Origin of the sequence: Arthrobacter pityocampae, assembly GCF_002927275.1 — a bacterium.
Taxonomy (GTDB): domain Bacteria; phylum Actinomycetota; class Actinomycetes; order Actinomycetales; family Micrococcaceae; genus Arthrobacter_D; species Arthrobacter_D pityocampae.
Genome location: NZ_PRKW01000002.1, coordinates 36158 through 49233, shown reverse-complemented (window position 1 = coordinate 49233; position 13076 = coordinate 36158). Strand labels below are relative to the sequence as shown.

The window sequence follows — 13076 nt, the reverse complement described above, 5'->3', positions numbered from 1 at the left end:
AGAATCGGCGTGCGGAGCACCCCTCCTGGGCTGCGCGAGCTGTGACCATTCCGGGACGTGTCCGTCGCTCCCCTGGTGAGACTGTCACCGGAGACTTGGATCATGGCACTCATGGGGATCGAAAAGGCACGGACCACTCACTGGCTCAAGAACAATCGGGACGCTCTGCCGTCCATCATCGCGGTCACCGCCGTGGCTATGTTCTGGGTGGTCGGAGCAGTCGGTGGGATCAGATACCTGTCCGACGCGAGTTCACCGATGGCAATGCTGACCGGGCTCTACATCGGCCTGGCAGCCGTCGCGGTATCGATCATCATCGCCACCCTCGCCCTGAACGACCTTGCCCGCCGGTACGCCCGGACACGGAACCGCCGCTAGGGCATAGCGCGACAACTAAGTGGAGAGGGCAGCGCCTATCGGCGCGCCGAGGATTGTCGCCGAACCGCTTGTCAGCGATTCGTGCGCGGACATGGTTCGGCGGTGCCGCGTGGGGCAGGATGGAAGCGAGAACTACGGAACTACGGAACTACGGTTGTGGGCTCCGGGGCATCCTCGACCTCAACGGCCCTTCGCATCGACGCTCACATGCGAATGCGACCGCTGTGGCACCGGCCAGATGACGATCATTGTCGTGGCCAGCGGGCCCAGGATCAGCGACAGCAGGAACCATGCCCAGCGGGATCGGCCCTTCTGCTCGGCGAGGCCGGCGTTGACGAGGGCGATCGAGAAGATGAAGAAGCCGATCGGCACGTACTCCTCCATACGCCTACCCCACCTCGGTGCTTTGAGCTGGCGGCGGGACGTCCTCGGGGCGCTCGGGCTTGCCTGCTGCCTTCCACTCGCGCTTGGACAGAGGTGTCCATCCGGCGGGGACTGCCTGGAGGTAGTCGCGGTACTTCGGGCGGCCCGGCGGATCCCAGAACCACACCACTTCGGCCAGCACTCCGAATACGATTCGCGCTATCAGTCCGAGGATCTCGATCATCGTCGGACCCCGCCTGACTTTTCCCCCATCGTCATGACTGGCATCCTACGCCGTCGCCGTTGCCCAAAAGGCGGGCTGAACCCCGGGTTCTTTAGCCGGGATTGTCCCGGTGCCGGTTGCCTTCACCGCGGTGCAGTCAGCGCAGGCCATCTCATGGGCCGGGGCCGCGGATGCCTCTGTGCGGGCCTATCTAGAGGTGCCTGAGGTAGCGCTGGGGTGAGGTGAGGAAGGCCTGCCAGTTGGTGACGAGGTCGAGGTCCTCCCACTGTCGAGGACGCAGCCCCCAGCTGCCTACCTCGAAGATCTGGGCGCTGGGCAGGGCCGCCAGGAGCGGTGAGTGGGTGGAGAGGATCACCTGGGACTTCCCGGACGCGACGAGTTCTTTCAGGACGCCGAGCAAGGCCAGGCACCCGGAGAAGGACAGCGCGGATTCTGGTTCGTCGAGGACCCACAAGCCGGGTCCGCGGAAGCGGTCGACGACGAGCTCGAGGAACGATTCGCCGTGGGACATGTCATGGAACTGGAAGTCTGGACGGCTCATGCTGGGGTTGGCCTCGAGGTAGGTGAAGAAGCCGTGCATGGTCTCGGCCCCCAGGAAGTACCCGCGCCGAGTGGTGCCGGCGTTGCGGACCAGCTGGAGGTGATCGGCTAGGACCGACTCCGTGGACCGGGTCCGGTGCTGGGCTCCGGTCGACCCTCCCTCCGGGGAGAGCCCGTACGCCAACGCGATCGCCTCGATGATGGTGGACTTCCCGGACCCGTTCTCACCCACGAGGACGGTCGCCGGGCCGAGATCCAGGCCTCGGTCGAGGGTCGAGGCGACGGGCGGCAGCGTTGCGGGCCAGGTCCGTCGGTCCAGGGTGTGGGCGGGGTGCTCGGTGAGTCTTCGGATGGGGAATAGTTCGAAGGCCATGCCGCCAGTGTGCCAGCCACACCTCCTAAGCATTTAGGGACCTGGCAGTGGGCGTTGGCCGGGTCCGATACGGTCCCGCCCAAGGATCCCCGGGCGGGCTGCGGCTGGTCCCGTTTCTCTAGCTGATGAGCTGGAATCGCTCGAGGACCACCACGGTCTCGTCCGTCACCGTGAACTCGGAGTCTTGTAGGTAGGAGCGCATGTCGTCGCTGTGCCAGAACTGCTCGTGGGCTTCCCTCCACCGAGCGATAGTGGTGTGGCCCTCGCCCTCATCGATGACGTGAGCGAGGGGCACCTGGTCCAGTCGTACCTGCTCGACGTGCACCGTCTCAATGACGGCGACCGGTTCGTTGCTCGAGTCGATGACTGCTTGCCGCCTGCCCGCTACGGGCAGCTCCTCGCCCTCGACGGCGTATTCGACGAGCAGGGACGTCGTCGTCGTCTTCCGGCCGTCAAGAATCGCGGCGACCAGCGCGTCGCGCAGGGAACCGGGGAAGGCGAACTCGGCGCGCGGAAGTGATGAATTGGTCATGCTCTACTGTTTCACCAGTGCCCGCTTCCGACTTCCTTCGTGTTGGTGCGACACACTGGGGCCTGTGGCGGACAGGTACAGGTATGAGTGATTCTTCGCCGCCCCCTGGTCGGGCGGATGCGTTCCGGGTCCTGTACCAAGCGGTGTACCCGGATCTGCTGCGGTTCGTGCAACGCCGCACAGACACCGACTCAGCCGAGGACATGGTGGCCGATGCGTGCCTCGTCCTCTGGCGCCGCTTCGCGGAAGCACCGGGCAATCAGGACGATGCCCGGGCCTGGGCTTTCGGTATCACCCGGAACATCCTGCTGAATGCTCACCGTGGTGAGCAGCGCCGACAGGCCCTCGGGATCCGGCTCACCGACACAATCACCGAGCCCTGCAGCAGCTCCCACGAGGATCTGGTGTCGATCCGGGTCGACCTGAGCCGTGCATGGCATCTTCTGTCCGAGGTTCATCAGGAAGCACTCGGCCTGGCGGTCTTCGAGGAGCTGTCCGCGCCTCACGCTGCTGTGGTCCTCGGCATCTCCCCGGTCGCGTTCCGGCTCCGCTTGAGTAGGGCGCGGCGTGCCCTGCGGCTACTGCTTGATCACCTTCCGCACCCCACGGGCGTGCATGCGGCATCACCTGAAAGGACGGCAACACCATGACACGGGACAAGGACATCGACACGTTGTTGCGAAGCATGGACCCGGCCAACGAGGCGTCACCGGCCCGCCCGCAGCGAGCACGCACCGACCTCGAGCACGCCCTGTCCCATGACCCGTCACCGACGGTGCGGGCGACAACGACCGCACACAGGGATGGCTCGACCTACCGTCAGCCGTTGAGGCCGAGTGCCCGTCGGCCGCGCGCCGTCGTCCTGGGCGGGTTGGTTGCCGCGACGACCGCCGGGTTGTTCGTCGTCCCTGCTCCTGCCGGCGGTGATGCGGCCTTCGCTACCTGGACTGCTTCGCCGGTGACCCTGTCCGGGGAGGACCGTGATGACGCCGTCGCGGACTGCCTGGCGTCGAATGAGGACGTCGGCGGCGGCATGTACGCCGAAGACCTCGTGAACGCCGAAGTGGCCATCGCCGAGCGCCGGGGCGCGTGGATGACCGTCGTCCTCACGGGCGCCGACGGCTTCGAATCGACCTGCACCACCGATGCCTCCGCACCCTGGTGGGACAAGGGCATGATCGGTTCGATCGGCAGGCTCGGGGCCGAAACAGATCCCACCCCACGAGCCCTGAAACCCACACAACTCGGCACCGGGATGATCATGAACGAGCCCATCTCGATGGCCGCAGGACGAGCCGGCGACGACGTCACCGGCATCATCTACACGAGCATCACCGGCGAGGACGTCATCGCCACCGTCTCCGCTGGGTACTTCGCTTTCTGGCTCCCCGGCGACGAACTCCAGCACGCATCCGACGGGAGTTCCATCGTCACGGTGACCTACCGGGATGGAACCACCGAAACCCAGGAACTCAGCTTCTGAACCCGACCCTCGCCAAGGTCGATGGATCCCTCCACGGGCCCCATCGTTCAGGAGGCAGTCCACCCTTGGGCTTCCAGCCGGGACGCGTGAGGAGTCGAGGTGCGAAGTGCGGGCGAAGGACTGTGCTTTGTCCGACGGGTTCGAGAAGGTGACGTCCGTCGAGTCGGTCCATCCCAAAGTTGACAGTGACCGCTCTGCCGCGAGGATGAGACACATGGGAGATCACCGTGAGCAGTTCGTCGACCTCGACGCAACCGCCGACACCGCCGAGCAGAGGGCGTACGAGGTCAGGGAGTTCCTGCGCAGCCGTGGCCTTGCCGAGCCGGATGAACGCGCCGGAGACTACCTGTGGCCCGACGCGATCGTCGATCAAGCCGGCCCGGCATGGCAGTCGGCTTGGCACCACCCCTCCAACCGCCCACAGCCGAGCTGGTGGACGACGATCGCCGTCGTATCTCCCACAGACGTGGACGACCAGGCGTTCTTCGCCATGGACAGCACCGGACCGCCGTCGTGCCGCACCTGCGGCAAGGAGTTCGACGAAGACGCATTCTGGAGTTCCTTCAAAGGCTGGTACGAGACAAGACGGGAGCCGGAGCTCAGCTGCGGATCCTGTGGTGGACGCGGCCTCATGGGCGATCAGGACACAACCAGTGCAGCGGTCGTCGGTCGGGTCGCGATCGTGATTGAAAGGTCATCTCCGGAGGTCGTCACCGAGATGCTGCGAGCACTGCGCTCCGACCTCGGCGGGCGGTGGGCCTACGTCCACATGCACCTGTGACACGCAGACCTGCGGATGCGCGGGTGGATCGGTGAGGGCGACGGGCACGACGATCCCGAACCTGCCGTCGGGGTTCATCCGGACCCACCGCGCCACCGGAATCATGGAGCAAGCACAGGACCGTCGATAGGGGGTCGATGCTTACTGATTACCGAAGGCGGCCCCTGGCGGCCATCCGTGCCGGTCCAACCACCGAAAGAGCCGGATCACCGCGGCCTCCTGACAATCGAGCGCCCTACTCGAGCAAGTTCGGCCCGCACGGTGTCCGGGCTCAGTGGGTTTTCTGGTGCCGGTACAGGGTCGCCCTGCTCCAGCCCACCAGGCGCGCGGCGTCCTCGGCGGTCACGCCCTTGGCGCGGGCGTCGGCGACGATGCTGAGCTTCGCGGCGATGACCTTCGGGTCGGAGCGTGGCCGGCCGAAGCGGGTCCCGTTCTGCCGGGCCGCGACGAGACCGGCGTTGACGCGTTCGACGATGAGCTCACGCTCGTACTCGGCCAGGGTGGCAAGCATGTTCAGCATCAGCCGGCCCGTCGAGGTTTCCGGATCGATCCCGTCGGAGAGGGACCGGACGAGGATCCCCCGCTCCCGCAGCAGGTTCACCGTGTTCAACACATCGATCAGGGACCGCCCCAACCGGTCGACCCGCCACACCACCACGGTGTCTCCCTCGCCGACGTACTCGAGGAGCTTCTGCATCCCGGGACGCTCGACCGCGGCCCTACTACCCGAGGTGACGTCAGCGAAGACATCGCGTTTCTGCACCCCGGAGGCGACAAGGGCGTCGAGCTGCAGCTTCGCGTCCTGAGCCGATGTACTCACACGGGTATAACCAAGATGCCTCATCCGGCCAGTCTGCCTCACAAAGTACTGGCGACACGACCACTGAGACACTTTGCGTCGAGACGACTTTCCGAGACAGTCGCAGCCCCGGATTCCCGGGGAACTTCGTGAGCCAGGACGGCCGCGATCTACTGTCTCATAAAACTGTAGTTTTATGAGACAGTTTGAACGGCCAATCGACCAAGATCAGCGTTTCACTTGAGGTAGCCCAGCGCCCGTCTTCATCGTCCCGGCTATACGTGCGCTCCCCCGGCCTAGCGGCCCTGCCCAGCCCTCAAGGTTCCAGTAGGTACTGAAGACGACCGGCTTGCGGACGCTAGGAAAACCGCCGCCTGCAGACCCGATGTAGTTATGGTGAACCATGAATTCCATGGAAATCATCTGGCTCATCGTAGGATTTTCCGCTCTGCCAGTCGGCGTTCTAGTCGTCGGGTTCCTTGTTCTCAGGAGAGAACCAGACATGCGAGCCTGGGTGCGATACATGTGCATGGTGGGCCTTGCCGTCATCGCGTGGGTCATCCTGATGACAGTGCAGGGCAGGCTTGACGCACCGTCGAGCGCCGAGTCCACGAATCTGGAGATTTTCTACTCCCTATCCTTCGTTCTAAGTCTGCCTGCGATCGTCATCATCGGGGGCTTCTGGGCGCTGATAGGGCGCGCAGCCACCTTAAAACGACAGACACTGGCGCATCTTCAGACAAATCCACGTTAGTTGTCCCCACCCAGAACATTTTGTGATTGGAGAATGAGTAAATGTTCTGGGTGGGGATCCTCGAGCGAACGTCCCGTTGCTGGATCCCTACACCGGACATGTTCCCCTCGCCTCAATGACTTTCAAGCTCGAGCTCGCGCCCGAGTGCTTGGGACAACCAATCGGCAGCGGTGGCCACCGACGAGGGCGCGGCGCTCATCCCATCGAACCAGCTGATCCGGATCGTGCTGCGGTCAACCTTCCAGGTCCCGCCGACCCGCCCGCCAATCAGAATAAGATTCGCCCCGCCGGTAGCGGTCCCCCGATGCTTGACAGGCACGATAGAGGTCGCTGACGTGCCGGCACCGAGGACCCACTGATCGGATCCTGGCAGCAGCACCACCTGGTGAGATTCGGCCGCAGTCGCGATGGGCTCGACGTGCTCACTTAGGCACAGCGCCTCAACGCCGTCGACCCAGACCGTGGCGAGCTCGGCGTCGATCTCATCGATCCAGCCTGCGATGCGCTTGCGCCCAGCGCTCAGACCTTCACCCAGCCAGTACTGGATCCGATCCGGAGTGGTAGGCCCATACGCTGCGAGGTAGGCGCGTATCGCCCGAGGCCCCGCATCATCGAGCTCGGCTAGCCCGGTCCAGCCGGGCACGGACTCGAGAAGCTGAAACCTGGGCGCACCGTCTGAGGGGCTAAAGCACAGGTCGCCCTGCCACCCGAACGGTTTGAGGAACGTGTGGGACCTATCAGCGAAGGCTGGCTTTAGATGTCGGTAAGCCGGGTCCTTCGCGACAGCCTCGGCCAGCTCATGCTGGGTCAGGGGACCGGCGACCAGCGCCTCGCGCACCGTCGCGCGCAGGCGCGGCCACTCCTCGGGTTCGATACCGTAGTGGCTGCGCCAGCTTGACCGCTCCCACTGCCGACCTGCGCAGCGTAACGCAAGATGGACCGCTGCCGACGAAGAGGTCATAAGGTGTGTGGCTCCGCGAAACGCGTACGTCGCAAAGACGCGTCCCTCCATCATCGCGGTCTCGACGTCGCCCGGGGTTGAACGAGCCAGCCGCAACCGGATTGAAGTTGCAGCGTCTCCGGACCACGAGGGCAAGGCCACGAGTCGATCCACCACACCCTCGACCGTTGCTGCTCGCTCGTCGTCGAGGTACTGACGGCGCAGGCGCCAACCCAGTGCCGAAGCCCAGGTCACAGCCATGGACTAAGGGTATGCCTCTCCGGCGCCATCGGCATTCAGCTGCACCCTGACTGCCCGTAAGCCGATGGCTTTGCGGACGGCCCCCCGGGGGTTCTGTGACCTACAGTTCGAGGAACACCTTTAAGGAATATCGACGTGGGGGAGTAGCAGTATGCGTGGTCTGGCCTCAGCCATCTTGCTCGGCATCGTCCTAGTGCTCAGCGCCTGCACGTCATCGCCTCTCGCCACAGGACAAACAACTCCCCCGATTACGGCGAGCATCACACCGAGCCCAATAGCTTCCGCCACGCCGGGAGCACCAACGTCGGAAACTGTGCTGGCGTATCAGCCCACAAATGAGACCGTGCTCGGATTCCTGGACAGCCAAGAGGGATCGAACACGATCGGACCACTCTCCACAGGGGCGCCGGCCATTGCCGTGTATGTCAGCTGCCGGGGCACCGGGTCCCTGGATGTAGAGCTACCGGGCCTTGGTAGTTTCACGACGCTATGTGAGTCGAGCCCAACAGTCGAAGGTGTACGCAATGTCCTCGACGTGCGTTTCGTGGAAGAGGGGTTCAGGATCAAAGTAGAGGGCACGACCGGTCAGACCTGGGCGATGACCATCGCCGAGACCACGCAAGAAACACCGAGTTGAGCAGACAACCCTGCTCGTCCGAAGAGGATCGGCCTACGGACTGGTGGTCAGTTGGATGTCAGAAGCACTGTGCGAGTAGCCGTCTTGATCACCCTGGATCCAGTTAAGATCGACGACCTGCCCGGCGGTGAGGGCCCGAAATCCGTCGAAGTCGATGACGCTGAAGTGCGCCCAGCAGCCGCCAGGGGTCTGTTCAGAATCGATGACACCCCAACCTTCGTCGTCATGCCAGAATCGAACGACTCCTCGTGTAGTCACGAGATCAGGATAAGGACCAGGCCGGATACAGGTGACCGCTAACCGATCGTCGAGCGGGACGGCCAGCGATCTCCTGTCGGTCAGCTCTACTGGTAGAAGGGCAGCTTTTCATTCGCCTCGACCTGGACGACGTCGAGACGCGATTCGGTCAGGAGCGTATCGATTGCCGCATGGTCAGCTCCGATGCCGGCCCAGTGGGGGTCAACATCTGCGGTGATGCACCAAGCCCGGTCCGAGGGCCAGATGAAGGCGGGGCTCGGCATAGGGTGCCCAGTTTCGGCTGACCACGAGTCTTCGACCGCTCCGGAGACTAAGTCTGGGAGCGACACCTTGCAGAGGTAGTACTCACGACCTGGGGTAACCACACGGGGTGTACGCGGTACGGGGGTGGGAAACTGATCCTCTCCCCATCCATCCCACATCAGCAGGTACCCCTCCGTAAGTGAGTTAGCGGACTGCAGTAACACCTCCACCGCGATGCGGACTTGCTCGGACTCGGAGAGGGCGTCATCCGGCAGGGCGCCGTTCTGGCATGCACCCTCGCGTTCAGACTGACCGGCATAAGCCGGATCGGGGATGAACCGCAGTCTCGCGTACGCGGGGAAACCCGTCGGACCTAACGTCACCAGATCCCACCAGCGCTCATCACTCGCCACGATCCACTGTGCGGCCGCAAGATCACTGCACGGAGAAAACATCATCCCTTCATCCTCCTACTCACCAACCACAACGAGTAGAAGGACGTCCGTCCCGCAGCAGGATCCCCGAGCGGGACTCCCTAATCCGGTCCGAGCGCCGGCATCACGAATCGGCCGCAGAAACGGCCTGCTGCAGTCTTGACACTGTTCAGCACGCGGATGCTGCGCGTAGGTTCGTCCTAAGCGATCCGCTCAACCGCAACACCACACAGGGGTATTCATGACCAGCACGAAGACCTCTCGGCCAGGACTGATACTCAGCGTGGTCGGAGGAATCGTTCTCGTCGCCTCTGCCGTTCTTCTCGTCCTGGGCATCGATGCGCTCAACGCCATCACCTACCGGGAAGCCGGTGACTCTGTCGTCGGCGCGTACCTGCTGATCGGCATCGGCGCTGTCACCTTTCTCGCCGGAGGCGCCCTTCTTGCCGTCGGTCGCCGTCGCCATGCCGCAGACATTAACCGGCCTCGGACCTATGCCGACCAGCACGAGGACCATACCCTGACAGCCGAAGACCGCCCTACCAACCCACACGACAACAAAGGACGCGAGTACCCCATCGGCTACTGGGGCTGAACCCTCATCACGATGCCCGGTTCCCTGAACCCTGAGAAGCCCCCGAGGCGCGCGGGCACTGCAGCACGCTGAAAGATCCGCTTGCGGGCTACTGCGGCTTTTTCAACGTTCGGGTGTAGTCCGACGATCAGGGGAGCCAACACGGCAACGAGAGCTTGACTAAACGAAGCATCACGCGGGGAACGTCGTACACCACCTCCATGGGCACTTGACCACTATTAGATCCACCGGCAGAGTCCTCGGCATGATCATCGATGAGCCTGTAGGGGGTCCTCCATGGGGACTTGACCTTCGTGAGGTGGCCACACCACCGTGGGAAGAGGACCTGCTGGTCACCGCCCGGCCCAAGGGAGTCGTGGACGTATGGTCACTGGTGCGCGGTGCGCGCTGCACCACATTCGAGACGGTCTGGGGCTCCGGCGGCTGGCGGGGGGCACTGGTGACCGGTGAGCACCCCGTGGTGGTGGCCAGCGCATGGGAGCGCCACGGCGTGTGCGGGTACGACCTGACAGGACAGCGTTTGTGGCAGGACCGCAGCCGCACGAACATAGAGGCCGTGACTGCCCTCACCGGAGGTCGTGTGGTCGTCACTCACCTCCGCAGGGCCACCCGCGTGCTGGAGGCAGCGACCGGGGAGGAAATGCGTACCCTGCGCGGGGCATTGAAGGTGATCGCACTGACTTCGGACCTCACGCTTGCAGTAGGTGGCGGCTGGTGCCGCCTACTGGATCGTTCACTGGATCCGCTCGGGTCCCGAATTTCCACCGGACTGAATACGGTCTGGTTCGCGGCCAGCGACGGGGAGCACTTGGTGGTCGACGAGCTGGGCGGAGAGCCCTTACGCATTCTCGACTCCGACGGGCGAGAACGAGCGAGGATGGATGAGAACTTCCGTCATATCCTCCACGACCCGGTGACGAACACCTGGGTCGCGGTCCAGAATTCTGAAGCGGAGCACTCCCTGCTCCGCTTCAGCAACGAGGGCGAGGTTCTGGAGCGACGTTCCCGGGACCTCTACGTCTACGATGCGGCGACGATGCGCGGAGGCAAAACATTGATCCTGAACACGGAGGAAGGCGTGCAGGTCGTAAACTCTGCGGACTGGAGCGTGCAAGGGCTTAAGGCGACATGAGCCATGGGCGCCAAGCAGCCCATGGCCTTACCGCGGACTGACGGCATTGCTGCCGATTAGTCGAGATGAGCGTCGTTCGGTGAAGGATCCCTCAGCGGTCTGTCCGGGCAGCGACGGGGTGAATAACTTTGGGTGTGGTGAAGTCGCTGTTGTCGACGACGAAGGTGGCTCGCTCCCAGGGTCGCGCGGCTTCGAAGTAGAGGCGCTGGCCGTGGACGTACCGGCTCATTGTCGGGTGCTCCGGGTCAGGGTTGCTGCCATCCCGGGTCGCCATTCGTGCCGCGGTTTCCGTGAAGGGCACATCGAGGTACACCGAGGCGTCCCAGGACGCGGCTAGTTCGTCACGGTGTAGGAACATGCCCTCCACCAGGACAAGTGCCTCTGGTGGGGCGTGAAGGTATGTCGCCGGGGCTGGTTGATCCGTCACTGGGTCGTAGGAAGCCGGCGAGTACCAGCCATCTCCCCTCGGGCCCAGCGGCGTGAGCACGTACTGGTGAAAGGCCGGGTAGTTGTAGGTATCTTTCCAGAATCCCTCCGGTGAGTGCCGGCCCCGGGCGTGCCTGACACGGGTGGTGTTGAGGAAATTATCGACGTGGATGATCACGACGGGACGGTGGCGGACTTCCGCTGCCAGGCTGGCCGTGAACGATGTCTTTCCACTGCCGTCGACACCGTCAATCGCCACGATCCTGCCCTCGGTTCCGACGGCGCTGAGAATGCTGGCCACCAGGTCGCGCATGAACTTCCTCATGCTCCGATCCTCCTAGAGGTGAGTGCCAAGTAGCGTGTGGTGCGAGATCCTCTTACGCCTTGTAGCGGGTCATCGGCGTGGGCCGCGGACCATTAGTCCCTGCCGCTTTCCCGGTGGCGATCTGTTGCGTGAGTGTCTGATTGCGAGCGAAGACCAGGGAATCGCTCCATGTTCCCCGGACAAACTTGTCCTTCGGCCGTAGCCCTTCCAAATCCATGCCGATCTTCTCCAGAACTCTCGCCGACGCGAGGTTCGCCGGTCTGCAGGTGGCTTCGATTCTTTCGAGCATCAGAATTTCCTGACCGTAGGACAGCAGGCGTGCTGCAGCTTCGGTGGCGTATCCCTTCGCCCAGTCCTCGGCCCCGACGACGTAGCCGAGGTGACCGTGGTGCTGCTCGTCCACAGTGAGACCCACTGACCCGAACGGTGTCCCACAGGGGAGCGTGATGGCGAGGGAGAACTCTGTTCGGGGCACCACCTGTTGGGAGCTCACGCACGTTTCCAGGAAGTGGTGAGTGTCGTGCTCGGTATTGGGTCCCCAATCCACGTATGTGGCGATCCGAGGGTCGGAGGCGAAAGCATGCACGGCGGCGAAGTCCTCGAGGGTGTAGTCGCGAAGCACGAGCCGATCGGTGTGCAGTTCCATGGTTCAAGGATGGCCCATACCCCGTGGCGGGGCGTCGCACCGTCGCGGTGTGGCCACCCGTAGGGTGTGCGCATGGATATTGAGCAGTGCTCCCGCCAGGTTGAGGAAGTCTCACGCCGTTACGCGCAGCGGAACGGCATCGAGAGGGACGATGCCTGGTTCATGCTGAAGCTGCACGAGGAGGTCGGCGAACTCACCCAGGCCTATCTGATGAAGACCGGGCAAGCACGCCACAAAGGGCTGACGCCCGCGCAGATCGAGGCAGCCTTCCGCTCCGAGCTGGCCGATGTTCTTGGTCAGGTGCTGCTGTTGGCTCGGCGTCACGACGTCGATCTGGACGCGGCTATTCACGACAAGTGGCTGGTGTGGCTGCCGGACGACGCCAGCGACAGCGGCCAGACGCCACCTGACAAGGTTTCCTCCCACTGAGGATCGACCCGACGGTGGGCGCAGACGGTCGGGAGGCAGAGCAAGTGCTCATCCGCGAGGCAACTGTGGCCGATGTCGAACAGGTAGGCGACATCAGTACGGCCAGCGGCCGTGACAGCTGGAGCCCTCGTGTGTTTGTGGCAACTCCAGGACGATTGGTGGTGATTGCAGAAGTAAACGGGGAGCTGGTCGGCGCCGCCAAGACTCATTTCCATAAGCAAGGCGACGGTGACGTCCCTGCCGGCCACTACCTCGGCGGGGTCCTGGTCGCACCAGCTCACCGCCGCCGCGGCATCGGATCCGCACTCACGCGGGCGCGCCTCGAATGGATCTGGTCTCACACCGACCGCGCCTACTATTTCGCCAACGAGCACAACACCGCATCCATCCAGCTCCATGAGGCATTCGGTTTCCACCCCCTCGGTGCCTTCCCCGAGATCCACGGCGTCGCGGCCGACGATGGACAATCCAACCTCATCCTCTTCGCAGCGACCCGCTGATGG

General features: G+C 63.8%; 19 protein-coding genes. 9 read left to right on the top strand and 10 right to left on the bottom strand.

Annotated elements, in window-relative coordinates; genetic code table 11:
- Positions 1–102: 102 nt before the first annotated feature.
- A complete protein-coding gene (locus tag C4K88_RS04130; protein ID WP_104120383.1) occupies positions 103–378 on the top strand; it encodes a hypothetical protein in 276 nt (91 codons plus the stop codon).
- 180 nt (positions 379–558) lie between these two features.
- Here the strand turns inward: C4K88_RS04130 and C4K88_RS04125 are convergent, their stop codons facing one another.
- From C4K88_RS04125 to C4K88_RS04115, 4 genes are all read right to left on the bottom strand, one after another.
- Entirely contained in the window at positions 559–762 is a 204-nt protein-coding gene (locus C4K88_RS04125) for a hypothetical protein (RefSeq protein WP_104120382.1), read from the bottom strand.
- A 4-nt stretch (positions 763–766) separates the two neighbouring features.
- Positions 767–985: a hypothetical protein gene (locus C4K88_RS17085; RefSeq protein ID WP_146065615.1), complete on the bottom strand. Its 219-nt coding sequence runs from the start codon at positions 983–985 to the stop codon at positions 767–769.
- Between the two features lie 190 nt (positions 986–1175).
- Positions 1176–1898, bottom strand: a complete 723-nt coding sequence (locus C4K88_RS04120) for an AAA family ATPase (RefSeq protein ID WP_104120381.1) — start codon at positions 1896–1898, stop codon at positions 1176–1178.
- A gap of 118 nt (positions 1899–2016) precedes the next feature.
- Positions 2017–2430 (bottom strand): ASCH domain-containing protein, encoded by a 414-nt coding sequence (locus tag C4K88_RS04115; RefSeq protein ID WP_104120380.1) that lies wholly within the window; start codon positions 2428–2430, stop codon positions 2017–2019.
- 83 nt (positions 2431–2513) lie between these two features.
- Between C4K88_RS04115 and C4K88_RS04110 the strand changes: the two genes are divergently transcribed.
- The 3 genes from C4K88_RS04110 (at position 2514) to C4K88_RS04100 (ending at position 4694) form a co-directional block, all read left to right on the top strand.
- Positions 2514–3080 (top strand): RNA polymerase sigma factor, encoded by a 567-nt coding sequence (locus tag C4K88_RS04110; RefSeq protein ID WP_104120379.1) that lies wholly within the window; start codon positions 2514–2516, stop codon positions 3078–3080.
- Complete coding sequence (locus C4K88_RS04105; RefSeq protein ID WP_104120378.1) at positions 3077–3913, top strand: hypothetical protein; 837 nt, start codon at positions 3077–3079, stop codon at positions 3911–3913. Before C4K88_RS04110 ends, C4K88_RS04105 begins: the two co-directional genes overlap by 4 nt.
- Before the next feature lie 127 nt (positions 3914–4040).
- Positions 4041–4694, top strand: a complete 654-nt coding sequence (locus C4K88_RS04100; RefSeq protein ID WP_104120377.1) for a hypothetical protein — start codon at positions 4041–4043, stop codon at positions 4692–4694.
- 271 nt (positions 4695–4965) lie between these two features.
- Here C4K88_RS04100 and C4K88_RS04095 read toward each other — a convergent pair whose 3' ends face one another.
- Entirely contained in the window at positions 4966–5538 is a 573-nt protein-coding gene (locus C4K88_RS04095; RefSeq protein ID WP_104120376.1) for a recombinase family protein, read from the bottom strand.
- A gap of 367 nt (positions 5539–5905) precedes the next feature.
- Between C4K88_RS04095 and C4K88_RS04090 the strand changes: the two genes are divergently transcribed.
- Positions 5906–6247 (top strand): hypothetical protein, encoded by a 342-nt coding sequence (locus C4K88_RS04090; RefSeq protein ID WP_146065614.1) that lies wholly within the window; start codon positions 5906–5908, stop codon positions 6245–6247.
- A gap of 112 nt (positions 6248–6359) precedes the next feature.
- Here the strand turns inward: C4K88_RS04090 and C4K88_RS04085 are convergent, their stop codons facing one another.
- The 3 genes from C4K88_RS04085 to C4K88_RS04075 form a co-directional block, all read right to left on the bottom strand.
- A complete protein-coding gene (locus C4K88_RS04085; protein WP_104120374.1) occupies positions 6360–7448 on the bottom strand; it encodes a DNA glycosylase AlkZ-like family protein in 1089 nt (362 codons plus the stop codon).
- Positions 7449–8118: 670 nt separating this feature from the next.
- Positions 8119–8343: a cold shock domain-containing protein gene (locus C4K88_RS04080; RefSeq protein ID WP_104120373.1), complete on the bottom strand. Its 225-nt coding sequence runs from the start codon at positions 8341–8343 to the stop codon at positions 8119–8121.
- An 86-nt stretch (positions 8344–8429) separates the two neighbouring features.
- Complete coding sequence (locus C4K88_RS04075; protein WP_104120372.1) at positions 8430–9044, bottom strand: hypothetical protein; 615 nt, start codon at positions 9042–9044, stop codon at positions 8430–8432.
- Positions 9045–9261: 217 nt separating this feature from the next.
- On the opposite strand from C4K88_RS04075, the gene C4K88_RS04070 reads away from it, so the two are divergent.
- Both C4K88_RS04070 and C4K88_RS04065 read left to right on the top strand, forming a co-directional pair.
- The gene (locus tag C4K88_RS04070; RefSeq protein ID WP_146065613.1) at positions 9262–9615 is read left to right on the top strand and encodes a tetraspanin family protein; all 354 of its coding nucleotides are present in this window, start codon (positions 9262–9264) and stop codon (positions 9613–9615) included.
- A gap of 244 nt (positions 9616–9859) precedes the next feature.
- A complete protein-coding gene (locus tag C4K88_RS04065) occupies positions 9860–10747 on the top strand; it encodes a hypothetical protein (protein ID WP_146065612.1) in 888 nt (295 codons plus the stop codon).
- Positions 10748–10838: 91 nt separating this feature from the next.
- On the opposite strand, the gene C4K88_RS04060 is transcribed toward C4K88_RS04065, so the two are convergent.
- A complete protein-coding gene (locus tag C4K88_RS04060) occupies positions 10839–11498 on the bottom strand; it encodes a nucleoside/nucleotide kinase family protein (RefSeq protein WP_206604346.1) in 660 nt (219 codons plus the stop codon).
- Between the two features lie 52 nt (positions 11499–11550).
- Complete coding sequence (locus tag C4K88_RS04055; RefSeq protein WP_104120369.1) at positions 11551–12144, bottom strand: GNAT family N-acetyltransferase; 594 nt, start codon at positions 12142–12144, stop codon at positions 11551–11553.
- 72 nt (positions 12145–12216) lie between these two features.
- Here C4K88_RS04055 and C4K88_RS04050 point away from each other — a divergent pair, with 72 nt between their 5' ends.
- Positions 12217–12573, top strand: coding sequence for a nucleoside triphosphate pyrophosphohydrolase family protein (locus C4K88_RS04050; RefSeq protein WP_104120368.1), 357 nt, complete (start codon positions 12217–12219; stop codon positions 12571–12573).
- A 44-nt stretch (positions 12574–12617) separates the two neighbouring features.
- The gene (locus tag C4K88_RS04045) at positions 12618–13073 is read left to right on the top strand and encodes a GNAT family N-acetyltransferase (protein ID WP_167398970.1); all 456 of its coding nucleotides are present in this window, start codon (positions 12618–12620) and stop codon (positions 13071–13073) included.
- Positions 13074–13076 lie beyond the last annotated feature (3 nt).